Annotated in this window: 24 protein-coding genes; 16 read left to right on the top strand and 8 right to left on the bottom strand. The window is 68.2% G+C overall.

Annotation, left to right across the window (positions count from 1 at the left end; genetic code table 11):
• Positions 1-13: 13 nt before the first annotated feature.
• Together AB0E63_RS03190 and AB0E63_RS03185 are read left to right on the top strand one after the other, a co-directional pair.
• Positions 14-433 (top strand): ester cyclase, encoded by a 420-nt coding sequence (locus tag AB0E63_RS03190; RefSeq protein ID WP_360360519.1) that lies wholly within the window; start codon positions 14-16, stop codon positions 431-433.
• A gap of 10 nt (positions 434-443) precedes the next feature.
• A complete protein-coding gene (locus tag AB0E63_RS03185) occupies positions 444-1,472 on the top strand; it encodes a GAF domain-containing protein (RefSeq protein WP_360360517.1) in 1,029 nt (342 codons plus the stop codon).
• On the opposite strand, the gene AB0E63_RS03180 is transcribed toward AB0E63_RS03185, so the two are convergent.
• Both AB0E63_RS03180 and AB0E63_RS03175 read right to left on the bottom strand, forming a co-directional pair.
• On the bottom strand, positions 1,447-1,632 hold the full coding sequence (locus AB0E63_RS03180; protein WP_130448421.1) for a DUF5703 family protein: 186 nt from the start codon (positions 1,630-1,632) through the stop codon (positions 1,447-1,449). The two genes, AB0E63_RS03185 and AB0E63_RS03180, sit on opposite strands and share 26 nt — an antisense overlap.
• Positions 1,633-1,647: 15 nt before the next feature.
• On the bottom strand, positions 1,648-2,589 hold the full coding sequence (locus tag AB0E63_RS03175) for an aldo/keto reductase (RefSeq protein WP_360360513.1): 942 nt from the start codon (positions 2,587-2,589) through the stop codon (positions 1,648-1,650).
• Between the two features lie 51 nt (positions 2,590-2,640).
• Between AB0E63_RS03175 and AB0E63_RS03170 the strand changes: the two genes are divergently transcribed.
• The gene (locus AB0E63_RS03170; protein ID WP_360360511.1) at positions 2,641-3,693 is read left to right on the top strand and encodes an LLM class F420-dependent oxidoreductase; all 1,053 of its coding nucleotides are present in this window, start codon (positions 2,641-2,643) and stop codon (positions 3,691-3,693) included.
• A complete protein-coding gene (locus tag AB0E63_RS03165; protein ID WP_360360508.1) occupies positions 3,693-4,520 on the top strand; it encodes an undecaprenyl-diphosphate phosphatase in 828 nt (275 codons plus the stop codon). Before AB0E63_RS03170 ends, AB0E63_RS03165 begins: the two co-directional genes overlap by 1 nt.
• Here AB0E63_RS03165 and corA read toward each other — a convergent pair.
• A complete protein-coding gene (corA, locus tag AB0E63_RS03160) occupies positions 4,517-5,497 on the bottom strand; it encodes a magnesium/cobalt transporter CorA (RefSeq protein WP_360360984.1) in 981 nt (326 codons plus the stop codon). The two genes, AB0E63_RS03165 and corA, sit on opposite strands and share 4 nt — an antisense overlap.
• Before the next feature lie 52 nt (positions 5,498-5,549).
• On the opposite strand from corA, the gene AB0E63_RS03155 reads away from it, so the two are divergent.
• The 4 genes from AB0E63_RS03155 (at position 5,550) to mshC (ending at position 8,941) form a co-directional block, all read left to right on the top strand.
• Positions 5,550-6,245 carry a histidine phosphatase family protein gene (locus tag AB0E63_RS03155; RefSeq protein WP_360360505.1) on the top strand — a complete coding sequence of 232 codons (696 nt, stop codon included), beginning with the start codon at positions 5,550-5,552 and terminating at the stop codon, positions 6,243-6,245.
• A gap of 12 nt (positions 6,246-6,257) precedes the next feature.
• Entirely contained in the window at positions 6,258-6,833 is a 576-nt protein-coding gene (locus AB0E63_RS03150) for a DUF3090 domain-containing protein (protein ID WP_360360502.1), read from the top strand.
• Positions 6,830-7,621, top strand: a complete 792-nt coding sequence (locus tag AB0E63_RS03145; RefSeq protein WP_360360499.1) for an SCO1664 family protein — start codon at positions 6,830-6,832, stop codon at positions 7,619-7,621. The genes AB0E63_RS03150 and AB0E63_RS03145 overlap by 4 nt, the downstream gene beginning before the upstream one ends.
• 99 nt (positions 7,622-7,720) lie before the next feature.
• The gene (gene mshC, locus AB0E63_RS03140) at positions 7,721-8,941 is read left to right on the top strand and encodes a cysteine--1-D-myo-inosityl 2-amino-2-deoxy-alpha-D-glucopyranoside ligase (protein ID WP_360360496.1); all 1,221 of its coding nucleotides are present in this window, start codon (positions 7,721-7,723) and stop codon (positions 8,939-8,941) included.
• Between the two features lie 184 nt (positions 8,942-9,125).
• Here mshC and AB0E63_RS03135 read toward each other — a convergent pair whose 3' ends face one another.
• Together AB0E63_RS03135 and AB0E63_RS03130 are read right to left on the bottom strand one after the other, a co-directional pair.
• On the bottom strand, positions 9,126-9,707 hold the full coding sequence (locus AB0E63_RS03135) for a L,D-transpeptidase (RefSeq protein ID WP_360360494.1): 582 nt from the start codon (positions 9,705-9,707) through the stop codon (positions 9,126-9,128).
• An 84-nt stretch (positions 9,708-9,791) separates the two neighbouring features.
• Positions 9,792-10,631 (bottom strand): polysaccharide deacetylase family protein, encoded by an 840-nt coding sequence (locus AB0E63_RS03130; RefSeq protein ID WP_360360491.1) that lies wholly within the window; start codon positions 10,629-10,631, stop codon positions 9,792-9,794.
• Positions 10,632-10,687: 56 nt separating this feature from the next.
• Between AB0E63_RS03130 and AB0E63_RS03125 the strand changes: the two genes are divergently transcribed.
• Positions 10,688-11,059: a MerR family transcriptional regulator gene (locus AB0E63_RS03125; protein ID WP_360360488.1), complete on the top strand. Its 372-nt coding sequence runs from the start codon at positions 10,688-10,690 to the stop codon at positions 11,057-11,059.
• Between the two features lie 153 nt (positions 11,060-11,212).
• Here AB0E63_RS03125 and AB0E63_RS03120 read toward each other — a convergent pair whose 3' ends face one another.
• Positions 11,213-12,061, bottom strand: a complete 849-nt coding sequence (locus AB0E63_RS03120) for a PAC2 family protein (RefSeq protein WP_360360485.1) — start codon at positions 12,059-12,061, stop codon at positions 11,213-11,215.
• A 199-nt stretch (positions 12,062-12,260) separates the two neighbouring features.
• On the opposite strand from AB0E63_RS03120, the gene AB0E63_RS03115 reads away from it, so the two are divergent.
• The 7 genes from AB0E63_RS03115 (at position 12,261) to AB0E63_RS03085 (ending at position 20,886) form a co-directional block, all read left to right on the top strand.
• A complete protein-coding gene (locus tag AB0E63_RS03115; protein WP_360360482.1) occupies positions 12,261-12,914 on the top strand; it encodes an HAD family phosphatase in 654 nt (217 codons plus the stop codon).
• 67 nt (positions 12,915-12,981) lie between these two features.
• Complete coding sequence (locus AB0E63_RS03110; protein ID WP_360360479.1) at positions 12,982-14,562, top strand: ABC transporter substrate-binding protein; 1,581 nt, start codon at positions 12,982-12,984, stop codon at positions 14,560-14,562.
• Between the two features lie 231 nt (positions 14,563-14,793).
• Complete coding sequence (locus AB0E63_RS03105) at positions 14,794-15,786, top strand: ABC transporter permease (RefSeq protein ID WP_360360476.1); 993 nt, start codon at positions 14,794-14,796, stop codon at positions 15,784-15,786.
• Positions 15,787-15,841: 55 nt separating this feature from the next.
• Positions 15,842-17,617, top strand: a complete 1,776-nt coding sequence (locus AB0E63_RS03100) for an ABC transporter substrate-binding protein (protein WP_360360473.1) — start codon at positions 15,842-15,844, stop codon at positions 17,615-17,617.
• A gap of 97 nt (positions 17,618-17,714) precedes the next feature.
• Entirely contained in the window at positions 17,715-18,728 is a 1,014-nt protein-coding gene (locus AB0E63_RS03095; protein ID WP_360360470.1) for an ABC transporter permease, read from the top strand.
• A complete protein-coding gene (locus tag AB0E63_RS03090; protein ID WP_360360467.1) occupies positions 18,725-19,786 on the top strand; it encodes an ABC transporter ATP-binding protein in 1,062 nt (353 codons plus the stop codon). Before AB0E63_RS03095 ends, AB0E63_RS03090 begins: the two co-directional genes overlap by 4 nt.
• Positions 19,787-19,800: 14 nt before the next feature.
• Positions 19,801-20,886, top strand: coding sequence for a dipeptide ABC transporter ATP-binding protein (locus tag AB0E63_RS03085; RefSeq protein ID WP_360360464.1), 1,086 nt, complete (start codon positions 19,801-19,803; stop codon positions 20,884-20,886).
• 2 nt (positions 20,887-20,888) lie between these two features.
• On the opposite strand, the gene AB0E63_RS03080 is transcribed toward AB0E63_RS03085, so the two are convergent.
• Both AB0E63_RS03080 and AB0E63_RS03075 read right to left on the bottom strand, forming a co-directional pair.
• On the bottom strand, positions 20,889-21,686 hold the full coding sequence (locus tag AB0E63_RS03080) for an SGNH/GDSL hydrolase family protein (RefSeq protein ID WP_360360461.1): 798 nt from the start codon (positions 21,684-21,686) through the stop codon (positions 20,889-20,891).
• On the bottom strand, positions 21,683-22,963 hold the full coding sequence (locus AB0E63_RS03075) for an alpha/beta hydrolase-fold protein (RefSeq protein WP_360360458.1): 1,281 nt from the start codon (positions 22,961-22,963) through the stop codon (positions 21,683-21,685). Before AB0E63_RS03075 ends, AB0E63_RS03080 begins: the two co-directional genes overlap by 4 nt.
• Between the last annotated feature and the right edge of the window lie 69 nt (positions 22,964-23,032).

The following is a 23,032-nucleotide window of genomic DNA, read 5'->3' as shown; positions in this document are numbered from 1 at the left end:
GAGCATCGGTGCCATGAACACGACAGAGAGCAACAAGGCCGTCGTCAGGGACTTCATCGACGGACTGTTCACCAAGGGGGACCCGAGCGCGGTCGACACGTACCTCGCGGAGGACTTCATCAATCACGATCCGCCGTTCGGGGTCACGCCGGATCGTGAGGGGATGCGGATGGCCGGCGGGATGATGCGGGTGGCGTTCCCGGACTGGCACAGCGAGTTGCACGCGCTCATCGCCGAGGGCGACCTCGTGGTCGAGCGGTTCACCGCCGCCGGCACGCAGGAGGGCGAGGTGCTGGGAGTGGCGCCGACCAGGAAGGAGGTCAGCCTCCCGGGGATCAACATCTTCCGGCTGCGCGACGGCCAGATCGTCGAACGCTGGGGGCGGCTCGACGAGCTCGCCTTTCTGAAACAGCTCGGCGTCGTACCGGCGTAGCATCGCGATCATGGGGGCGGCGGATCGCCTGGAGGTACTGATCCAGCGCTGTTACGCGGGGCTGGACGCCGACGAACTGCGGTCCGAAACCGTGACCCGGCTCAAGCGGCTGATGACGATCGACGCGGCCTTCTTCGCGACCGTCGACCCCGCCACGGTGCTGTTCACCTCGGCGAGCGCGGACGAGCCACTCGGCGAGGTGACCGAGCAGTTCCTGGCGAACGAGTTCGGCCGGCCGGATGTGAACAAGTTCGCCGAGCTCGCCGCCGCCCGCGACCCGGTCAGCTCGCTCGGGCGGGCGACGAAGGACGACTGGGCGAGCAGTGCCCGGTACGTCGAGGTGATGCGACCGCTCGGACTCGGCGACGAGCTCCGCGCCGCGCTGATGTCGAACGGGCGCTGCTGGGGTGTCATCTGCCTGCACCGGGAGGACGCCGCCACTGGGTTCTCGGAGCACGAGCTTCAGTTGGTACGGCGACTTGGGCCGCACCTGGCCGAGGGACTACGGCGTGGGTTGCTCACGCGGGGCGCGGACAACGGCGAGGTCGGTCCTGGGGTGGTGGTGCTCGACGCCGGCCTGAATCAGGTGTCGGCAAACGCCGAGGCCGGACATTGGATGGCTGAGCTGCAGCCCGGACGGGGGACGGAGACACCGGTCGCGGTGCGTGCGGTCGCTGCGCAGATGATGCGCGTGCAGTACCTGCCGGGACCGCCGCAGGTGAAAGTGCGGACCCGTGGTGGTCGATGGCTCGCGCTGCACGCCTCGATGCTCGACGAGCAGATCGTGGTGGTGATTGAACCCGTTGGTCCCGGCCAGCTCGGGTCGTTCCTGCTCGACCTGCACGGGCTGACGCCGGCACAGCAGCGGGTGACCGAGTTGTTGCTGCGGGGATTCTCCACCCGGCAGATCGTCGAACGGTTGTGCCTGTCGCCGCACACCGTGCAGGAACACGTGCGGGCGGCCTACGACAAGGTCGGCGTCGGCAGTCGCCGGGAGTTGGTGAGCGCGTTGCTCAGAGGGTCCGCATCACCCGGATGATGCGGCGGCGGAGCCAGACCCGCCGGGTGCCGTCGGGGTAGCGTCTCAGCCGGGCCAGCTCCCAGCCGCCGTACTCGGCGTGCTCGGTCAGCAAACGACGGACCGCGCCACGCGATTCCGTCCTGGACACCTCGAACTGCTGTAACTCGTATTCGGCCATCCGCACCTCCGACTGCTACGACACATCCTCCAGCGCTGCGACGATCGCGGGCGGGAGAGTGAGCTCCTCCACACCCAGGACCGACTTGAGCTGCATCGCCGTCCGCGCTCCGACAATCGCCGCCGACACTCCCGGCCGGTCCCGCACCCAGGTGAGCGCCACCTCGAGCGGAGTCCAGCCGAGCCCGTCGGCGGCTCGTGCGACCGCTTCCACGATGCCCGAACCGCGGCCGTCGAGATAGGGGTCGACGAATCTGGACAGATGCTGAGACGCCGCCCGGGAGTCCGCGGGGATCCCCGTGCGGTACTTCCCAGTCAACACACCGCGGCCAAGGGGCGACCAGGCCAGGATCCCGATCCCGAGCCCGCCGGCCGCCCGGATCGCGTCCGCCTCGGCGTCGCGGGCGAGCAGCGAGTACTCCACCTGGTTGGACACCGGCACCGCGCGACCCGGCCACGCCTGCTGCCAGGTGACGGCCCGGGCCGACTTCCAGCCGGCGTAGTTCGAGATTCCGACGTACCGGACCTTGCCGGAGCTCACCGCGTGGTCGAGCGCGGACAGCGTCTCCTCCAGCGGTACGTCGTCCGACCAGGTGTGCAGCTGCCACAGGTCGATGTGGTCGACGTCGAGCCGTCGCAGGGAGCCCTCGAGATCACGCAGCAAGGCACCGCGGGACGTATCGGTGATCCGCTCACCCCGCCGGACGCTGAACCCGGCCTTGGTCGCGATCACCAGGTCGTCCCGCTCCACGACGTCACCGAGCAGCGACCCGATCAGTCGCTCGCTGTCGCCGTCGCCGTACGCCGCCGCCGTGTCGATCAGCGTGCCGCCGGCGGCGACGAACGCGGCGAGCTGCTCGCGCGCCTCGTGCTCGTCGGTGTCACGGCCCCAGGACATGGTGCCCAGGGCGAGCCTGCTCACCGCCAGTCCACTGTGACCGAGATAGCGCTGCTGCATGACCCGAGCCTATTGCGGCCCACCGACAACGGCTCGCTAGGCTCGCCAGTCATGCGACTCGGACTCAACATCGGCTTCGTCTTCGGCGGCGACGACCACCTCGACCACCTGAGGCTGGTGAAGGAGGCCGAGCGGCTCGGCTACTCGGTCACCTGGGCGGCGGAGGCGTACGGCTCGGACGCCGCCACGCTGCTCAGCTGGATCGCCGCCCAGACCACCAGGATCGACGTCGGTGCGGCCGTGTTCCAGATCCCGGCCCGGACGCCGGCGATGACCGCGATGACCGCGGCCACCCTGGACCGGCTGTCCAACGGCCGGTTCCGGCTCGGCCTCGGCGTGTCCGGGCCGCAGGTGTCGGAGGGCTGGCACGGCGTCCGGTTCTCTCAGCCGTTGCTCAGGACGCGTGAGTACGTTGCCATCGTGAACTCCGCCCTTCGCCGCGAGACCGTCGCCTACGAGGGCAAGTACTTCACGCTGCCGCTGCCCGACGGCCCGGGCAAGGCGCTGAAGCTGACCGTCCGGCCGATCCGCGACCACGTACCGATCTACCTGGCCGCGGTCGGCCCGAAGAACCTCGAACTGGCCGGCGAGATCGCCGACGGCTGGCTCGGTATCCTCAACGACCCCGCCTATCTGGGAGAGCAGTTGAAGCACATCAAGACGGGTCGCGAGACCCGCCAGGAAGGACTCGACGGCTTCGATGTCGTCGCGTCCGTACCGGTGATGACCGGCGACGACCTGCAGGTCGCGGCCGACCCGATCCGTGGGTACGCCGCCCTGTACATCGGCGGCATGGGCAGTCGGGAGAAGAACTTCTACAACGCGCTCGCGGTCCGGATGGGCTACGCCGACGAGGCCAAGGAGATCCAGGACCTCTACCTGGACAAGAAGCACCGCGAGGCGATGGCGGCCGTACCGCACGGGTTCATCGACTCGATCTCGCTGCTCGGCGGCAAGGAGCGGATGGCCGAGAAGCTCACCGCGTACGCCGAGGCCGGGGCGACGACCGTCGCAATCACCCCGTTCAAGTCCACCGTGGACGAGCGGATTGCCGACCTGCGGACGGTCGCCGAGGCGCTCGACCTGGCCGGAGTCGGCCACTGATGACGATCTGGGACTCCATCATCCTCGGCATCGTCGAGGGTCTGACCGAATTCCTCCCGGTCTCCAGCACCGGGCACCTGACCATCGTGTCCAAGATGCTCGGACTGAAGATCGACGACCCGTCGATCACCGGCTTCACCGCGGTGATCCAGATCGGCGCCATCGCCGCGGTCGTCCTGTACTTCTGGAAGGACATCCAGCGGATCGCCGTCGCCTGGGTCCGCGGTCTGGTCAAGCCCGAGCACCGTGGTGAGTTCGACCACCGGATGGGCTGGTACGTGATCGTCGGCTCGACACCGATCGTCATCGTCGGGTTCCTTGCCCGCGACATCATCTCGGGTCCGCTGCGGAGCCTGTGGTGGGTGGCCGCCGCACTGATCGGCTGGTCGTTCGTAATGGTCGCGGCCGAGCGCATCGGCACCAAGCAGCGGCCGCTGACGCGGATCACGCTGGTGGACGCGATCGTCATGGGTGTCGTGCAATGCCTCGCACTGGTCCCCGGTATTTCGCGGTCCGGTGCGACGATCACGGCGGGCCTGTTCCGTGGGCTGGAACGCGTGGCGGCGACCCGGATCTCGTTCCTGCTCGGCATCCCGGCCCTCGTCGGTGCGGGCGTCTACGAGCTGAAGGACGCCTTGAGTGGCGATGTCGGCGCGGTGCCACTGATCGTCGGGACCGTCGTCAGCTTCGTGGTCGCGTACGCCTCGGTCGCCTGGCTGCTGCGGTTCGTGGCCAAGCACTCGATCGAGGTCTTCGCCTTCTACCGGGTCCTCCTCGGCATCGTCCTGGTGATCCTGCTCGCCACCAGCACGATCACCGCGACCTAGAGCCAGCCGACCTTGCGGAAGAAGCCGTACATGGTGACGCAGACGGCGGCCATCACCAGGAGGATGGCGTAGTAGCCGTAGTGCCAGCGCAGTTCGGGCATGTTGTCGAAGTTCATCCCGTAGATGCCGGCCACCATGGTCGGCACTGCGGCGATGGCAACCCAGGCCGAGATTCGGCGCATATCGTCGTTCTGCTGCACCGAGACGCGGGCCAGGTGCGCGTTCAGGGCCGAGCTGAGCAGCGTGTCGAGTCCCTCGGTCTGGTCCGAGACACGGTTGACGTGGTCGGCGACGTCGCGGAAGTACGGCGCGGCTTTCGGGTTGATCCCGGGAACGCCGTGGGCGAACTGCTCCATCGGCTCACGCAGCGGCTGGACCGCGCGGCGCATCTCCAGCACCTCGCGCTTGAGCTTGTAGATCCGCTCGGCGTCGCTGGTGCGTTCGGGGGAGAAGACCGAGCTCTCGATCTCGTCGACGTCGATCTCGACCGACTCCGCGACCGTCTCGTAGTCGTCCACGACCGAGTCGCAGATCGCCCACAGGACGGCGGCCGGACCGTGGCCGAGCAGGGACGCACGCTCTTCCAGTTGCTGCCGGGCCGTGGCCAGCTCGCCGCCTTCGCCGTGCCGGACGGTCACGACGTACCGCGGGCCGATGAAGACGCTCAGCTGACCGGTCTCGACCGCGTCGCCCTCGTCGACGTACCAGAGCGTCCGCAGTACGACGACGATCGCGTCGCCGAACCGCTCGATCTTGGGTCGCTGGTGGGCCTTCAGTGCGTCCTCGACCGCGAGCTCGTGCAGGCCGAACAGCCGCTGGACCCGGCGCATCTCGGCGTCCGTCGGCTCGTGCAGGCCGACCCAGCCGAAGCACTCGCCGTCGTCGTCGATGGCCTGGGCAACGGTCTCGGGATCCCGCGGCAGGTCCTGCCGCTCGCCCTCGGCGTACACGCCGCAGTCCACGATCACGCTACCCATCATGGCAGCGCCGGTCCTCAGCCGTTTGCGCAGACGGGATAACGTGCAGGTCATGCCCACGGTGATTCTGGTCCGGCACGGCCGCAGCGACTCGAATACGTCCGGCACATTGGCCGGCCGGACGCCGGGAGTGAAGCTGGACGAAACCGGGATCAAGCAGGCCGAGGCAGTCGCCCAGCGGCTGGCCGAACTGCCGCTGGCCGCGCTCGTCACCTCACCGCTGGATCGCTGCAAGCAGACCGCGGCTTTGATCGCGAAGCACCACGAAGGGTTGCGTCCGGCAACGGATCGGCGGCTGACCGAGTGCGGGTACGGCGACTGGACCGGGCAGAAGATCGCGACCCTGGCGAAGGACCCGCTGTGGGCCGTGGTCCAGCAGCACCCGTCCGCGGTGACGTTCCCGAACGGGGAGTCGATGCGCGGGATGCAGCAGCGCGCGGTCGACGCCGTACGGGCGCATGACACGGCGCTGGCCGCGAGCCATGGACAGGGCGCGATCTGGGTGGCGGTCTCGCACGGCGACGTGATCAAGTCGATCGTGGCGGACGCGCTTGGTCAGCACCTGGACACGTTCCAGCGGATCGTGGTGGACACCGCGTCCACGACGATCATCACTTACACCGCGACCCGCCCGTTCCTGGTCCGGCTGAACGATTCCGGCAGCGAACTGGCCTCCCTGATCCCGAAGCCACCGGCCAAAGGCAGGGCCAAGAAACAGACTTCCGACGCGGTCGTCGGCGGACGGTAATAGGGTCTAGACATGGCGCGCGTTGTTCATTCGTACGACGAACCGGATCGGTTCGTCGCCGGCACCGTGGGGGAACCCGGTGCGAGGACGTTCTTCCTACAGGCCCGGGCCGGCGTCCGGCTGACCTCGGTGGCCTGTGAGAAGGAACAGGTGATGGCGCTCGCGGAGCGGCTGGACGTGATGCTGGACGAGGTCGCCCGGCGGTTCGACCGCGATCCGGTCACGCCCGGACCCGTGGACGACACCGATCCGCTGGAGCAGCCGATCGAGGAGGAGTTCCGGGCCGGCACCATGACGCTGGCCTGGGAGGCCGACGCCGAGCGGGTGGTGATCGAGGTGTTCGCGGTCGTCACCGGCGAGCAGGCCGACCTGGAGGAGACCGACCCGGTGGCGGCCGCGCTGGAGTCCGACGACGCCGAGGTGTTCATCGTCCGGATCACCGAGGAGCAGGCCCGCGCGTTCGCCCGGCGGGCGGTGGCGCTGGTCGCGTCCGGCCGGCCGAGCTGCCCGTTCTGCGGCCGGCCCATCGACGCCGAGGGCCATATCTGCCCGCGCGCCAACGGCTACCGCAGGCACCTGCCGGAATGACCGATCCGGACCTGCTCGCCACCGGGGAGCTGTCCCTGCACGGCCGCCTGGTGGCCGCGTCGAACGGCACCTTCCAGGGATCGGTGAGCCTCGGCGACCAGTCCGCGACCGTGGTCTACAAGCCGGTCCAGGGGGAGCGGCCGCTGTGGGACTTCCCTGACGGCACGCTGGCCCAGCGCGAGTTCGCGGCGTACGTCGTCTCCGAGGCGCTCGGTTGGTCACTGGTGCCGCCGACGCTGCTGCGTGACGGGCCGCTCGGCGAGGGCATGGTGCAGTTGTGGATCGACGAGGCCGAGGCCGCGCCGGGGGAGACCGAGCTGGTCGACATCGTCCCGCAGGGCCGGGTGCCGAAGGGCTGGGTCGGTGTCCTCGACGCGCTCGACGGGCGGCACAACCCGGTCACGCTGGTTCACGCCGACAATGACGTGCTGCGCCGGATGGCGGTGTTCGATGCCGTGGTCAACAATGCCGACCGCAAGGGCGGCCACGTGCTGAACCCCGGCGACGGCCGGGTGTTCGGCGTCGACCACGGCGTCACCTTCAACGCCGACGACAAGTTGCGGACGGTCTTGTGGGGCTGGGCCGGTGATCCGATCCCGCCCGACCTGCTGGACGACGTACGGCGGCTGGCCGACCAGCTCGCGGGTGGACTCGGTCAGCAGCTGAGCGAGCTGATCACCACGGTCGAACTCACCGCGACCCGAGAACGCTGTTCGTCCCTGCTCAAGACCGGAACCTTCCCCCTACCAAGCGACGACTGGCCCGCCATCCCCTGGCCCGCGTTCTGAGCGGTCTTGCATACCTCATGCTGTGGCGGGGTGCACGGGGGACCGGGGAATGGAACCGTGTTGCCTCGTTGAAAAGCGGACTGGCATAAGCTCCGACACATGCAGGCGTGGACTAAACCAGACATCCCGGTCGTGCCGGGCCCGGCACGGCGGCTGCGCCTCTACGACACCGCCTCGGCTGGATTGGTCGAGGTGCCGCCGGCTGACGGCGGTACGGCGCGGATGTACGTGTGCGGCATCACGCCGTACGACGCCACCCACATGGGACACGCGGCGACGTACGTGACGTTCGACTTGGTCAACCGGCTCTGGCGGGATGCCGGGTACGAGGTCCACTACACGCAGAACATCACCGACGTCGACGACCCGCTGCTCGAGCGGGCGGCCGCGACCGGTATCGACTGGACCGAGCTGGCGTACCGCGAGATCCAGCTGTTCCGCGACGACATGACCGCCTTGCGGGTGATCCCGCCGCAGCACTACATCGGCGTCGTCGAGTCGATCGACCTGGTGTCGAAGGCGGTCGAGGACCTGCAGCGGGCCGGCGCCGTCTACTCGGTCGACGGCGACCTGTACTTCGCGGTGAAGGCGGATCCGGCCTTCGGCAGCGTGTCCGGGTACGACCGCGAGACGATGGGGGAGCTGTTCGCCGAGCGCGGCGGCGACCCCGATCGCGACGGCAAGCGGGACCCGCTGGACAGCCTGCTGTGGCGGCACGAACGCGAGGGGGAGCCCGCGTGGGACTCGCCACTGGGCCGCGGCCGCCCGGGCTGGCACGTCGAGTGCTCGGCGATCGCGCTCGAGCATCTCGGCATGACGTTCGACGTCCAGGGCGGCGGGACGGACCTGATCTTCCCGCACCACGAGATGTCCGCGAGCGGTGCGCAGGTGGCGACCGGGCAGTACCCGTTCGCGCGGGCCTACGTGCACCAGGCGATGGTCGGCCTGGACGGCGAGAAGATGTCCAAGTCCAAGGGCAACCTCGTGCTGGTGTCGAAGGAACGCCTGGCCGGTGCCGACCCGATGGCGATCCGGCTCGCGCTGCTCACGCATCACTACCGCACGGACTGGTTCTGGACCTCGTCCGATCTGCTCGACGCGCAGGAGCGCCTGGACGTCTGGCGCGGCGCGATCGGCCGCGGTTCGGGTCCCGACGGTGCCGCCGCGGTTGACGCCGTACGCGCGGCTCTCACCAACGACCTGGACACGGTCGCGGCGTTGTCGGCCGTGGACACCTGGGCTGCTACCAACGGGGACGACGTGGAGGCGCCCGGCCTGGTGGCCCAGGCCGTGGACGCGCTCCTCGGAGTAAAGCTCTAGCCAGTCACCGGCTGGTGGGTCTTGACCGGCGTCGGGACCGGCGCAGCCGGCGGTGTGTCGAGCTGCGCGGGAGCAGGGTTGTTCGGGTGGGTCGGCTTCGGCGTGGGCTTCGGCTTCGCCGCGGGCTTGGCGCACGTGGCCGAGGCGAGGCGGATGACCTGCGTACCGCCGCCGAGGTCGATCGTCAGGCCGGTGATCGTGAACGATCCGTCCGAGCGCTTGGTCTGCTCGAGCCGAGCAGGAACGTGCGGCCGGGTGGTGTCGGTGTCTTCTTCGCACCGACGCCGGCCTTCCATTCACCGAGCCGCTTGTTCTGCTGGAACAACTCGATGGTGCGCGAGCTGGTGTGCACGCGGATCAGGTACGACGAGGACGCACGGTCGAGATCCTCGTCCGCCAGCCAGCCGGTCGAGCGGTTCGGCTTGGACGGCAGTAGCACCCGCACCCAGCCGTCGGTCTGTTCCACCACCGGCAGCCAGGTCGGCCCGAACTGCGTCGGCCCGATCTTGCCGAAGGGGTCCGCGTCCGGTGCGCTGTACAGCGCGGTCTCTGCCCGCGGGTGCACGACCAACCCGTCCGTGCCGGCGAACGGCTGGGTGTCGAGTGGCGCGGTGGTGATCGTGGTCGCGGTCGTCGAGGCTGTCAGCGTGGCGAAGTCGACGTCGTCGTGCTTCTTGCCGCCGAACACTCCGACCACCGCGACGACGCCGAGCAGGACGAGCACAGCCAAGGCAGGGACCGAGCTCCCGCCCCGCTCGTCGCGCATGTCCGTGCTCCCCGTGATCCCCGTGCCCGTCGTCCGGTCGAGAATAGGCCGATCACCACCATTGCGCCACTGTTGGTGACACAGTCACGTTGTCACATAGTGTGCGGCAATGTCGTCACTCGTCGTCAGCCAGACGTCGCTCTGAGACGCAATGTACTCCAGCGCCAGGTCCAGGTACTTCGCCCGGAACGGCTGCCCGATGACGAACGGGTGCAGCGCCAGCGCCATCACCCGGCCGGTGTGCTCGGAGTCCGCGCGGAGTACGTCGTACTGGTCCTTGACCATCTGGAGGAAGTCGGGACCGGTGAGGCCGCGGAGGAAGAGGCCGAGGTCGTTGAGCTCGACGGTGTACGGGACGCTGAGCATGCCGGGCACGTTCAGCCGGTAGGGCTGGTCGTCGTTGGTCCAGTCGAGGACGTAGTTGTAGCCGAGCTCGGCCAGCAGTTCCGGGGTGTTGTGGGTCTCGGTGAGGCCGGGGCCCATCCAGCCCTTCGGGCGGTGGCCGGTGGCGGTCTCGATGGTGCCGGTGATCTCGGTGAGGATCCGGCGCTCCTCGTCCGGTGCGTAGCCGGTGTGCAGGATCGAGTTGGTCGAGCCGTGCGCGAGCCAGGCCCAGTCGCGTTCGACGCCGGCCTTGATGATCTGTGGGTTGTGCTCGGCAACCATCGAGTTCAGCAACGCGCTGGCCCGGATGCCGTGCCGGTCGAGGATGTCGATGGTGCGCCAGACGCCGACCCGGGCGCCGTACTCGCGCCAGCCGTGGTTCAGCGGGTCGGGTTTGAGGTCGAGCGGCCGGATGCTGGTCGAAGGTTCGTCGGGGAGGAAGTGCTCGAGGTTGAGGCCGACGTAGAAGGCGACTCGCTTGCCGTCGGGCCAGGTGAGGCGCGGGCGTTCGGTGATCGGGCTGTAGTCGAAGAGCGTCATACCGGCACGGTAAAATCTGACATCAGTGTCAGGTTCAAGTGCTTGGGGGATCGGCGATGCGGATCGGTGAACTGGCCCGGCGGACCGCTGTGAGCGAGCGGTCGCTGCGGTACTACGAGCAGCAGGGCCTGCTGGTGTCGGAGCGGACCCCCGGCGGACAACGCGAGTACGCCGAACGCGCGGTCGACCGGGTGATCCTGATCCAGGAGCTGTACGCCGCCGGCCTCCACAGCCGCAAGATCGCCGAGCTGCTCCCCTGCATGCGCGACCCCGACGGCGGCCCCAACGAGCGCGCCACCCCGGAACTGGTCACCGAACTAACCGCCGAACGCGACCGCATAGACCGCCTGATCGCGGATCTCACGACCTCCCGAGCAGTCCTGACCGACGTCATCACCGCCGCCGCCCGAGACTTGCCCACCAGCTGATCCACCGAGTGATGCGGTCGCCGGGGGAGGACGCTCGTCGGTGGGTGGGGAGTTTGGACATGGACCGGGGGCCGGAGACAGGGAATAACTTGTCTTTGGCCCCCGGAAGTTGTCCAAGGCCCCCGGAGTTGTGCGGGCTTTGCCGGGGAGTGGCTAGTCGCTGGGGTGGTTTTTGTTGCGGCGGCGCAGGTAGCGCTCGAATTCGGCGGCGATGGCCTCGCCGGTGGCTTCGGGGAGGTCGGCGGTGTCGCGTTGTTCCTCGAGGGAGTGCACGTACTCGGCGACTTCCGGGTCTTCTTCGCTGAGTTCGTCGGCACCGCGTTGCCAGGCTCGGGCCAGCTCGGGGAGCTCACCCTCGGGGATCGGCAGGTCCAGCAGCGCCTCGACCTTGCCGAGGAGCGCGAGGGACGCCTTCGGGCACGGGGTGCCGGCGATGTAGTGCGGGATCGCGGACCAGATCGACACCGACGGTACGCCGAGAGTCCCGCAGAGGTCGGCGAAGACACCGGTGATGCCGGTCGGGCCCTCGTAGGTCGACGGCTCGAGGCTCCACGACGTGTTCAGCTCCGGGTCGGACGAGCTCGCCGAGACCGGGATCGGCCGGGTGTGCGGCGAGTCCGCGAGCAGGGCGCCGAGCACGACGACGATCTGCGCGTTCGACTCGTCGACGACCTCGAGCAGCTCCTGGCAGAAACCGCGCCACCGCATGTTCGGCTCGATGCCGCGGATCAGCAGCACGTCCCGGTCGGTGTCCTCGGGCCGGGCCACGTACACCCGGGTGGTCGGCCAGGTCAGCCGCCGTACGCCGTCCTCGTCGAAGCCGACCTGGGGCCGGTTCACCTGGAAGTCGTAGTAGTCCTCGGGGTCGATCGCGGTGACGAGCTCCGCGTCCCACTCGTCGATCAGGTGGTCGACCGCTCCGGTGGCCGCCTCGGCTGCGTCGTTCCAGCCCTCGAACGCGGCGATCACGACCGGGTCCCTCAGGTTCGCGAGGTCAACCACTCGCAGGCCCCCTGTCGTCTCTAGTAGCCATCCGGCGGGGTCGCCGGAAACCGAACTGCCAGCCTACGTGGTCCACCGGCTCGCTGCGCCGGGTTTCACGTCCGGCACACCGTGTCGGTGAGACGCGATTTGTCCGGACTTGGAGCGGCACGGGAAACTGGACGGACGTGTTCGGCTGAGTCTGACGGAGGAGCTGGAGTTGCCACCCCTGCAAGCGGTGCTGTGGGACATGGACGGGACGTTGGTCGACTCCGAGAAGGTCTGGGCGGAGGTACAGCTGCGGCTGCTGGCCGAGCTCGGCGCGACCTGGACGGTCGAGGACAGCATCGGGCTGATCGGCAGCGACCTGCGGGACGCGGTGCGGGTGTGGATGTCGCGGATCCCGGCCGGTGCGATCACCGCGGAGGAGCTGGCCGACCGGATGTTCTCCGAGGTGGTCGAGTCGCTCCGCCAGGAGGTGCACTTCCAGCCGGGCGCGATGGAGTTGCTGCGGGCGCTGCGCAAGGAAGAAGTACCGTGCGCGCTGGTCTCGGCGTCGTACCGGGTGATGATCGACGCCGTGCTCGGCCACCTGCCGCCGGAGCCGTTCGACGTGATCGTCGCGGGTGACGAGGTGACGCTGGGCAAGCCGCACCCGGAGCCGTACCTGACCGCCGCGGCCAAGCTCGGCGTCGACCCGGCGCGCTGTGTGGTGATCGAGGACTCGGTCACCGGCACCGAGGCCGGTACGGCGGCCGGCGCGTACGTCGTCGCCGTACCGCAGTGGGTGACCATTCCGGAAGCGCCCCGCCGGCTCGTGGTCAAGTCCCTCGAGCCGCTCACCCCGGAGTCCCTTCGCGACCTGCTCCGTTGACCAAGTACCGTCACTTGGGGCCCTCGGGGGCGTTGAACGGGGTATCGGGCTGGGGAAGGGTGGGGTCGTGATCGAGTGGGTGCGCCGGGGGACGGCGACCGCGCTGAAGGCGACGCTGGTCGGCGCGCTGGGCGTGTCGCTGGCCGCGTGTGGTCAGCCGGACGACAACGCGCCGCACCCGGGTGATCCGACGCCGAAGCTGATGATGCTGCGGCTCGTGACCGCCGGCGCGCTCGGGTCCCTCGACCCGGCCGGACCGTACGACGTGGCCTCGCGGACCGTGCAGGCGAACCTGTACCAGACCCTGCTGACGATCCTCCCGGACAAGCCGACCCCCGTGCCGGACGCCGCGGACTGTCAGTTCGACTCGCCGACGACCTACACCTGCAGCCTGAAAGAGCACCTGACCTTCCCGAACGGGCACGAGCTGACCTCGTCGGACGTGAAGTTCAGCATCGACCGGATGCTTCGGCTGAAGACGCCGGGTGGCGCGGCCGGCCTGTTCGGCTCGGTGAAGTCGGTGAGTACGCCGGACGACCTGACCGCGGTGTTCAACCTGAAGACCCCGGACGCCCGGATCCCGTACCTGCTGACCACGACCGCCGCGTCGATCGTGGACGAGGAGTCGTACCCGGCGAACAAGCTGCTCGAGGCCAAGGCCATCGGCAGCGGCCCGTACCAGCTGTCGGCGTACAAGCCGGGCGAGCAGATCATGCTGGCGAAGTTCACCGGGTACCGCGGTCCGCGCGGCGCGCAGAACGACGGCGTCGAGATCGACCGGCTGAAGGACTCCACGGCGCTCTACCAGGCGATCACCACCGGCAAGGCCGACCTCGCCTTCGACGGCTTCGGCCCGAGCCTGCTGGACAAGCTGCGCAAGTCCGACCAGGTCCAGGTGATCGGGGCCGACTACGCGGAGATCCGCTTCTTCTCCTTCCACATGAAGTCCGCGATCGCGCGGCAACCGGCGGTACGGCGAGCGGTCGCCCAGCTGATCGACCGCCCCGCGATCGCCAAGAAGGCGTACGGCGACCACGTCACGCCGCTGTACTCCGTCGTGCCGCCGGGGTTCGGCGGGCAGACCGACGCGTTCAAGGCCGAATACATGCAGCCCAGCAAGACGGCTGCCGCCGCGATCCTCAAGGACGCGGGCATCACCGTGCCGGTGCCACTGACGGTCGGCTGGACGCCGTCGCAGTACGGCGTGGGCGCGAAGGCCGAGGTGCTCGAGCTGAAACGGCAGCTCGAGGCCTCAGGGCTGTTCCGGGTCACCTTGCGGAGCGCCGAGTGGCCGCAGTACCGGCAGCTGACCCGGGCCGGGGCGTACGACCTGTTCCAGGCGAGCTGGATCCCGCAGTATCCGGACGCGGACGACTACCTCGCACCGTTCGTCGCCACCAACGGAGCGTTCCAGAACGGTTACCGTTCGACGGCGGCCGCGAAGCTGCTGCAGCAGGAAGCCACCGAGCAGAACGGGTTGAAGCGCGACGACCTGGTCGGCCAGCTGCAGGGCGTGCTGGCCCGGGAGGCGCCGGTCATCCCGAGCTGGCAGGGGCGACTCACCGTAGTCGCGGGCAAGGATGTGGAGAACATCACGGCCGCGGTCGACCCGCTCTCGTTCCTGCATCTGTCCGCTCTGCGGAAATGACACAAAGATGCCATGGCAGTAACGGTTCGCGAGGTGGCGGCGACCGTGGGTGTGGCCCCGTGGTTTACTGCGGATTGTCCACGATACGGGACGATTTCCTGACGATCACGATCGGGCAACGCAGCCCTTCCGGCGTTTGACTCCGCACTGTAATGGCGGCAGGTTTAGGCGGCAGCCAGCCAAACCGGTCTCGTATCGGTCCGTACTGAATCAGGCAGGGGAACCTATCGCGTGACTATCCCACTCGACGTCGAACCCGGATCGTCGGCAGCCGAGCCGGAGGCCGTCGTCGCGGGTGTGCGCAAGATCGAGGGGCGCTCGCTCTGGCAGATCTCGTGGATGCGCCTGAAGCGCGACAAGGTCGCGATGGCCGGCGGCGTCGTGGTGATCCTGCTGATCCTGGTCGCGATCTTCGCGCCGCTGATCTGCAAGATCGTCGGGGTCACCCCGAACGACTTCCACCAGGACCTCGTCGACCCGTCGCTGCAGACGCCGATCGGCAAGTGGAACGGGATCAGCTGGGACCACCCGTTCGGCATCGAGCCGGTGAACGGTCGCGACATCTTCGCCCGGATCGTGTACGGCGCCCGGATCTCACTGCTGATCGCCTTCCTGGCCACTCTGGTGGCGGTGGTGATCGGGGTCGCGATGGGCGTCATCGCGGGCTACTTCGGCGGCGTGGTGGACACCCTCATCAGTCGCTTGATGGACATCTTCCTCGCCTTCCCGCTGGTGTTGTTCGCACTCGCCCTGGTCGGTGCGATCCCGGACTCGGCCTTCGGCCTCGAGGGTGACTCGTTGCGGGTCGCGCTGATCGTCTTCATCATCGGGTTCTTCAGTTGGCCGTACATCGGACGGATCATCCGCGGTCAGACGCTGTCGCTGCGAGAACGGGAGTTCGTCGACGCCGCCCGGAGCCTCGGCGCGCGGCGCCCGTACATCTTGTTCACCGAGTTGCTGCCGAACCTGGTCGCACCGATCCTGGTCTACGCGACTCTGCTGATTCCGACGAACGTGCTGTTCGAGGCGGGTCTGTCGTATCTCGGTGTCGGCGTCCGGCCGCCGACCTCCAGTTGGGGCGACATGCTGTCCGGGGCCGCGAACTGGTACCAGGTCGATGCGCTCTACATGGTGCCTGCCGGCCTGGCCATCTTCGTCACGGTGCTGGCCTTCAACCTGTTCGGTGACGGGCTGCGGGACGCCCTCGACCCACGCTCGCACTGAGACCTACCTCCAACCAGGGAGCCTGGCTCTCACGAAAAAAGGGGTGCAACAAGAGATGAGATGGAATCGCATCACGACGGCAACAGCCGTCAGTGCGGTCGTCGCACTGGGCCTCGCGGCTTGCGGGGGCTCCGACGACGCCGGGGGCGGCACTAGCACCGCCGGTGCCACCAAGGCCGAGTACAACGCGGCCGTCGGCAAGGTGTTCAAGCCGACCGACCAAAAGGGCGGCACGCTCCGGATGGCCATCACGGAGAAGTGGGACTCCACGGACCCGGCTGACACTTACTACGGCTTGTCCTGGAACCTCATCCGCAACTACGTCCGGCCGTTGACTGTCTTCAAGGCCGCTCCCGGCGGGGGCGGTACGGAGGTCGTTCCGGACCTCGCCGAGACCCTCGGCGTGCCCAGCGACAACGCGAAGACCTGGACCTACAAGATCCGCAAGGGCGTGAAGTTCGAGGACGGCACGCCGGTGACGTCGAAGGACGTCAAGTACGCCGTCGCGCGCTCGATGGACAAGACGACCTTCCCGAACGGCCCGACGTACTTCAACGACTTCCTGCTGGATGTCCCGAAGGACTTCAGCCCCTACAAGGACAAGGCGCTCGCCGGCATCGCGAAGGCGATCGAGACGCCGGACGACCAGACGATCGTCTTCCATCTGAACAAGCCGTTCGCCGGCTTCGACTACTTCGCCCAGTTGCCGGCCACCGCTCCGGTGCCGGCGGCCAAGGACACCGGAACGAAGTACCAGCTGCACCCGATCGCCACCGGTCCGTACAAGTTCGAGAGCAACGACCCGAACAAGGGCATTGCGCTGATCCGCAACGATCAGTACGACCCGTCGACCGACCCGGACTCGGGCCGCAAGGCGCTGCCGGACAAGATCACCGTCGCGTACAACGTGAACAGCGCCGACATCGACAACCGGCTGCAGTCCGGTGACCTCGACGTCGACATCGCAGGCACCGGCGTGACCGCGGAGACCCAGGCGAAGGTGCTGGCGAACCCGGACCTCAAGGCTCACGCCGACAACGCCGCAGCCCCCCGGCTGTGGTTCACCGTGCTGAACAGCGACGTCAAGCCGCTGGACAACGTCAACTGCCGCAAGGCCGTGCTGTACGCCGCCGACCACGAGGGCTACCAGCGCGCGTACGGCGGTCCGGTCGGTGGTGACATCGCCACCAACCTGATGCCGCCGCTGGTCGCGGGCGCTGAGAAGTTCGACGACTACGGCTTCGAGACCGACAAGAACGGCAACCTGGACAAGGCCAAGGAAGCGCTGACGGCATGCGGTCAGCCGAACGGCTTCAGCACCAACATCAGCTACCGCGCGGACCGGCCGAAGGAGAAGGCGACCGCGGAGTCGCTGCAGCAGTCGCTGAAGCGGGTCGGCATCAACCTGACCACCAAGCCGTACCCGACCGGTGACTACACCAAGCTCTACGCCGGCAAGCCGGACTTCGCGAAGGCCAACAACCTCGGCCTGATCGTGTACGGCTGGGGTGCTGACTGGCCGGACGGCTTCGGCTTCCTGAGCCAGATCGTGGACAGCCGGGTCATTCGGGCGGCCGGTGGTAACACGAACCTCGGCATCAAGATCCCCGAGGTGGACCAGCTGATCGACAAGGCCCTGGAGACCACCGACAAGACCGCGCGCGAGAAGATCTGGGTCGACGTCGACAAGAAGGTCATGGAGCAGGCCGCCGTCCTGCCGGGCATCTGGGCCAAGGGTCTGCTGTACCGGCCGGACACGCTCACGAACGTGTTCATCAGCGACAGCCAGAACATGTACGACTACACCGCACTCGGCGTGGCTCCGAAGTAGTCGGCCCGCCGTCCGATCGACACTTCCCATCCAGAGGTAGGTGAAGGCTAGCGGTGGCCGGTGATCCCCAGGGACCACCGGCCACCACGCCGACCAGGTGTTCGCATACTTAGTCCGCCGGGTGATCGGGGCAGTGTTCCTGCTCGTCATCGTCACGGCCGTCACGTTCTCGATCTTCTTCCTGGTGCCCCGGCTCGGTGGCGCGACCGCGGACGACCTGGCGTCGCGCTACGTCGGCAAGAGCGCCGGCGAGGCGCAGATCCACGACACGGCGGTCAAGCTCGGCTTCACCGACCCCATCTACGTACAGTACGGCCGCTTCCTCAAGGGCTTGGTCGCCGGCCAGGACTTCAACACCGGTCCCTCCACCGAGCACTGCCCGGCGCCGTGCTTCGGCTACTCGTTCCTCTCCCAGCAGCCGGTCTGGCCGGACCTTGTCAACCGAATACCGGTCACGATATCGCTGGCGGTCGGTGCTGCCGTGATCTGGCTGATCGCGGGTGTCGGCACCGGTGTCATCTCGGCGCTCAGACGTGGATCGGTGCTGGACCGATCACTGATGTCGGTGGCGCTGGCCGGTGTCTCGCTACCGATCTTCTTCACCGGTCTGCTTGCGTTGTCGATCTTCAGCTACGGTCTTGGCTGGACCGCGCAGGGCGGGTCCAACCCGATGGACGCGTCCAATCCGCTCGAATGGGCCTACGACCTGATCCTGCCCTGGACCACACTCGCGTTCCTGTACGCCGCGGCGTATGCACGACTCACCCGGGCGGGCATGCTGGAGACCATGAACGAGGACTACGTCCGGACCGCTCGGGCCAAGGGCCTGACCGAACGGACCGTGGTGACCCGCCACGGCCTGCGGGCGACACTGACCCCGATTCTGACCATCTTCGGCCTGGACCTCGGCCTGTTGCTGGGTGGTGCGATCCTGACCGAGACGACGTTCTCGCTGCCCGGCATCGGTCAGTACGCCGTCATCGCACTGCGGGCGAACGACCTGCCCAAGGTGCTCGGCGTGACTCTGGTCGCCGCGTTCTTCATCGTGCTGGCGAACCTGATCGTCGATCTCATGTACGCCGTCGTCGACCCGAGGGTGCGCATCTCGTGACCGAGCCGAAACAAGACACCGTGCAGCGGATCGAGCGAGGCGAGGCGTTCCTCGACGTGCGCGATCTGAAAGTGCACTTCCCGACCGACGACGGAGTGGTGAAGTCGGTCGACGGGATCTCGTTCAAGCTCGAGCGGGGGAGGACGCTCGGCATCGTGGGCGAGTCCGGCTCGGGCAAGAGTGTGACCAGCCTGTCGATCATGGGCCTGAACCCGCCGGGTGCGGCCAAGATCAGTGGCGAGATCTTCCTCGACGGCCAGGACCTGGTCTCGTCGACGCGCGAGGAGGTCCGGCAGCTCCGCGGCAAGCGGATGGCGATGATCTTCCAGGACCCGCTTTCCGCGATGCATCCGTTCTACACCGTCGGGCACCAGATCATCGAGGCGTACCGGGTGCACAACCAGGTGAGCAAGCAGGTCGCGCGCAAGCACGCGATCGAGATGCTCGACCGGGTCGGCATCCCGCAGCCGGACAAGCGCGTGGACGCGTACCCGCACGAGTTCTCCGGCGGTATGCGGCAGCGCGCGATGATCGCGATGGCGCTGTCCTGCGACCCCGACCTGCTGATCGCCGACGAGCCGACCACCGCACTCGACGTGACCGTGCAGGCGCAGATTCTGGACCTGATCCGGGACCTGCAGCGTGAGTTCAATTCGGCCGTCATCATCATCACCCATGACCTCGGCGTGGTCGCCGAGCTGGCCGACGACATCCAGGTGATGTACGCCGGCCGCGCGATCGAGTACAGCACCGCGGAGGATATCTTCGACCGCCCGCAGCACCCGTACACCTGGGGTCTGCTCGGCTCGATGCCCCGCATCGACCGGGAGCGCAGCGAGCGACTGATCCCGATCAAGGGCACGCCGCCGAGCCTGATCAACGTGCCGAGCGGATGCCCCTTCAACCCGCGCTGCGACTATGCGCACCTGACCCGCGGCGCCAGCGAGACCGAGCGTCCCGAGCTGCTGGACATCGGCGACGGTCACATGGTCGCCTGCCATCTGACCCCGGAGCAGCGCAAGCAAGCCTGGGAGACCGACATCAAGCCGAAGCTGTGAACGGGACGACGACTGTGACGACTGCGAATACCGACCCCACCGCCGTCCCGGGCGTTGTCACGCCGAAGATCGGCGAGGAACTGCTGTCGGTCAACGGCCTGGTGAAGCACTTCCCGATTCGCAAGGGCCTGCTGCAGCGTCAGGTCGGCGCCGTCCAGGCGGTCGACGGTCTGACGTTCACCGTCACCCGCGGCGAGACCCTGTCGCTGGTGGGTGAGTCCGGGTGCGGCAAGACCACGACCGGCCGGCTGCTGACCCGCCTGCTGGAGCCGACGTCGGGCACGATCACGCTCGAAGGCCGGAACATCAGCCACCTCCGCGAGGGCCAGATGCGGCCGCTGCGGCGAGACGTGCAGATGATCTTCCAGGACCCGTACGGCTCGCTGAACCCGCGGCACACGGTCGGCAAGATCGTCGGCGCGCCGTTCAAGCTACAGCACGTGAAGACCGAGCAGGGCGTGAAGAAGTCCGTGCAGGAGCTGCTCGAGCTGGTCGGCCTGAGCCCGGAGCACTACAACCGCTACCCGCACGAGTTCTCCGGCGGTCAGCGTCAGCGCATCGGCATCGCCCGTACGCTCGCTCTCCGGCCGAAGCTGATCGTCGCCGACGAGCCGGTATCGGCGCTGGACGTGTCGATCCAGGCCCAGGTCGTCAACCTGCTGGAGGACCTTCAGAACGAGTTCGACCTGACCTACGTGATGATCGCTCACGACCTGTCCGTCGTACGGCATGTGTCGGACCGGGTCGCGGTGATGTACCTGGGCAAGATCGTCGAGCTCGCCGACCGCGTCGACCTCTACGAGAAGCCGATGCATCCCTACACGGTCGCGCTGCTCTCGGCGGTCCCGGTGCCCGACACCAAGCGCAAGGCCAAGCAGGACCGGATCCGGCTCCAGGGCGACGTCCCCAGCCCGATCAACCCGCCGCCCGCCTGCCGCTTCCACACTCGCTGCTGGAAGGCCCAGGACATCTGCAAGACCATCGAGCCGCCGCTGCTCCAGCTTGCCCCCGGGCACCAGACCGCGTGCCACTTCCCGGAGAACCAGCCCAGCGACAAGCCGGTCGCGCCGGCCCCGAGCCCGGACACCGACGCCGGCTGACGTCAGTGGAAGGTTGCCCTGGGCAACCCGGTGTTCGCCAGGAGTTGGGCGATCAGGTGATGGCCGGCCGCGTTGGGATGGTCGCCGTCCGGGGCTAGCAGGGCGGTGACGTCCGTACCAGGGCGCTCGAAGGGTGCGTAGAGGTCGACGTAGGTCGCACCGGTCGCGGTGGTGACGTTGGCGATGATCGCGTTGACGCGCAGGGTCAGGTCGGTGGTTGCGGCGCGGCCGGTGGCGGGGAAGGTACGGCGGGCGACCTCGCCGTCCTCGAAGACGTTCCAGTAGCCGGTGACGAGAACTGTGGTCGCGCGGCCGGTGCGGAGGGCGCCGATCCGTTCGAGGATCCGGTGCAGGTTGGCGCTGAGTTGCTCGAGCTCGTCGGCGACGCAGTCGGTGTCGGTGCACCGGCCGGTGGTGATGTCGTCGTGGTGGTCGCCGAAGTCGTTGGCTCCGATGGTGACGAGTACGACGTCGGCCGTGGAGGTCGCTGCTTCGGTGGGGGAGTCGGGTTGGTCCAGCCGGCGGAGAAGGCCGGCGCTGTCGAGGCCACCGGCGCCCAGGTTGTCGACGGAGACTGCGGAGCCGGTGCGGGTGTGGAGCAGAGCGCCGTATATCGCGGGGAAAGCAGCACAGTTGCAGGCGGTGCCGGAAGTGACCGAGTCGCCGAGGGCAACAACCTCGAGCTGACCGGGGTGCGCGGTCGCCGTGCGGACGCCTGCCACCGCACCGCCGCCGGCCGTCGTGGCGACGAGGGCGAGGAGAAGGAGCGCGGTGGTGAGACGCCGCAATCTGGGGATCACGCCGGTTTGGTCGACCTCGCTGGTTTCGAAAGGAGCTGGTTCGCGAGCCAAGGGTAGGCAGTGGCGAACGCGGGACCGGCGAACTGCCAGACGTGAGTGCCAGGGGAGACCTGGACCCGGGACCAGATGCCCACCTTGGCGGCCGCCCGGGACAGCTCGGCGGCCTCGTGCTGGTGCGTGAGTTCGGCGGTGCTGGTGAGGAACAGGCCGTTCACGCCCTGATAGGGGCCGTGGGCATGCATCACCAGGAGCGGTTCGTTCGCGTGCTCGGCCGCGACGTTTCCGCCGTACAGGTCGGACAGGGTCTGCGCCGGGTCGCCGGTGTACGGGGCCAGGTCGCCGGAGATGTCGACGAAGTGGGTGAAGGTCGACGGGTGCTCGACCACCAGGTCGAGGGCGCAGGTGCCGCCCATCGAGAAGCCGGCGACGGCCCACTGCCGGGGATCCTTCGAGGCGCCGAAGGTGTTCTCGACGAAGTGCGGGATGTCCTGGTCGAGGTGGTCGGCGGAGTTGCCGCGCGGGCCGTTCACGCACTCGGTGTCGTTGTCGAACCTGGCGATCGGATCGGTGAAGACGAGGATCGGCGCGAACCCGTGATGCCGGTGGGCGTACGCGTCCGAGACCTGTACCGCGTTGCCGAGCCGGACCCAGTCACCTGGGCCACCGCGCTCACCGCCGATCATCTCCACCACGGGCAGCGCCGGCCGATGACGTCCGCGGAACCAGATCGGCGGCAGGTAGACGAGCTCCTGCCGATGCCGGAAGCCGCTGTACGCCGGTGGGATGTTCACCGCGACCAACCGTCCGGCCGGCGGGAGCTTCGTCGTACCGGTGCCGTGAGCCAGCCCGGACATCGACTCCTGACCGGGCAGCGGGGTGTTGGTCAAGTCGTTCACCGCGGCCGAGATGGTCGGGTAGTAGCCGGTAAACTGGTTGATCTGGTTCGCGAAGACCAGCGTTGCGAGCGCGATCGCGACGACCGCCGTGCCACGCCGCCACCACCGGGCACTACGCCACCCGGCGGCCAAGACGATCAGCGCCGCCAGACCGAGCCCGAACCAGAGCCACACGCGGAACGGCAGCGGATCGGTGATCCCGAGCAGTCGTGCACCCGGGTACGCCGCAATGAGCGTCCCCAGCGCCGCGCCGCCCGCAACCAGCGGGACGGTCCGCCGGCGCCACTGCCCATCCCGCCAGCCCACCGCGGCCAGCAGGGACGCGGCGGCCACGACATCCAGCAGCACCGGAAACCAGCCCCCGAGCAGCGACACACTCATTCCAGCCCTCCAAAGCCGACAAGACCCAACTCCCTAGACGCCGAGCCCGGCCAAGCGGTTGGCAGGAGC

Origin of the sequence: Kribbella sp. NPDC026596, assembly GCF_040638415.1 — a bacterium.
GTDB lineage: Bacteria > Actinomycetota > Actinomycetes > Propionibacteriales > Kribbellaceae > Kribbella.
This window is presented reverse-complemented; position numbering and strand designations above follow the sequence as displayed.

Excerpts from the sequence above, each read along its gene's own strand:
- AB0E63_RS03190 (WP_360360519.1), top strand. The coding sequence starts at position 14 with ATGAACACGACAGAGAGCAACAAGGCCGTCGTCAGGGACTTCATCGAC.
- AB0E63_RS03185 (WP_360360517.1), top strand. The coding sequence starts at position 444 with ATGGGGGCGGCGGATCGCCTGGAGGTACTGATCCAGCGCTGTTACGCG.
- AB0E63_RS03180 (WP_130448421.1), bottom strand. The coding sequence starts at position 1,632 with ATGGCCGAATACGAGTTACAGCAGTTCGAGGTGTCCAGGACGGAATCG.
- AB0E63_RS03175 (WP_360360513.1), bottom strand. The coding sequence starts at position 2,589 with ATGCAGCAGCGCTATCTCGGTCACAGTGGACTGGCGGTGAGCAGGCTC.
- AB0E63_RS03170 (WP_360360511.1), top strand. The coding sequence starts at position 2,641 with ATGCGACTCGGACTCAACATCGGCTTCGTCTTCGGCGGCGACGACCAC.
- AB0E63_RS03165 (WP_360360508.1), top strand. The coding sequence starts at position 3,693 with ATGACGATCTGGGACTCCATCATCCTCGGCATCGTCGAGGGTCTGACC.
- corA (WP_360360984.1), bottom strand. The coding sequence starts at position 5,497 with ATGGGTAGCGTGATCGTGGACTGCGGCGTGTACGCCGAGGGCGAGCGG.
- AB0E63_RS03155 (WP_360360505.1), top strand. The coding sequence starts at position 5,550 with ATGCCCACGGTGATTCTGGTCCGGCACGGCCGCAGCGACTCGAATACG.
- AB0E63_RS03150 (WP_360360502.1), top strand. The coding sequence starts at position 6,258 with ATGGCGCGCGTTGTTCATTCGTACGACGAACCGGATCGGTTCGTCGCC.
- AB0E63_RS03145 (WP_360360499.1), top strand. The coding sequence starts at position 6,830 with ATGACCGATCCGGACCTGCTCGCCACCGGGGAGCTGTCCCTGCACGGC.
- mshC (WP_360360496.1), top strand. The coding sequence starts at position 7,721 with ATGCAGGCGTGGACTAAACCAGACATCCCGGTCGTGCCGGGCCCGGCA.
- AB0E63_RS03135 (WP_360360494.1), bottom strand. The coding sequence starts at position 9,707 with ATGCGCGACGAGCGGGGCGGGAGCTCGGTCCCTGCCTTGGCTGTGCTC.
- AB0E63_RS03130 (WP_360360491.1), bottom strand. The coding sequence starts at position 10,631 with ATGACGCTCTTCGACTACAGCCCGATCACCGAACGCCCGCGCCTCACC.
- AB0E63_RS03125 (WP_360360488.1), top strand. The coding sequence starts at position 10,688 with ATGCGGATCGGTGAACTGGCCCGGCGGACCGCTGTGAGCGAGCGGTCG.
- AB0E63_RS03100 (WP_360360473.1), top strand. The coding sequence starts at position 15,842 with ATGAGATGGAATCGCATCACGACGGCAACAGCCGTCAGTGCGGTCGTC.
- AB0E63_RS03075 (WP_360360458.1), bottom strand. The coding sequence starts at position 22,963 with ATGAGTGTGTCGCTGCTCGGGGGCTGGTTTCCGGTGCTGCTGGATGTC.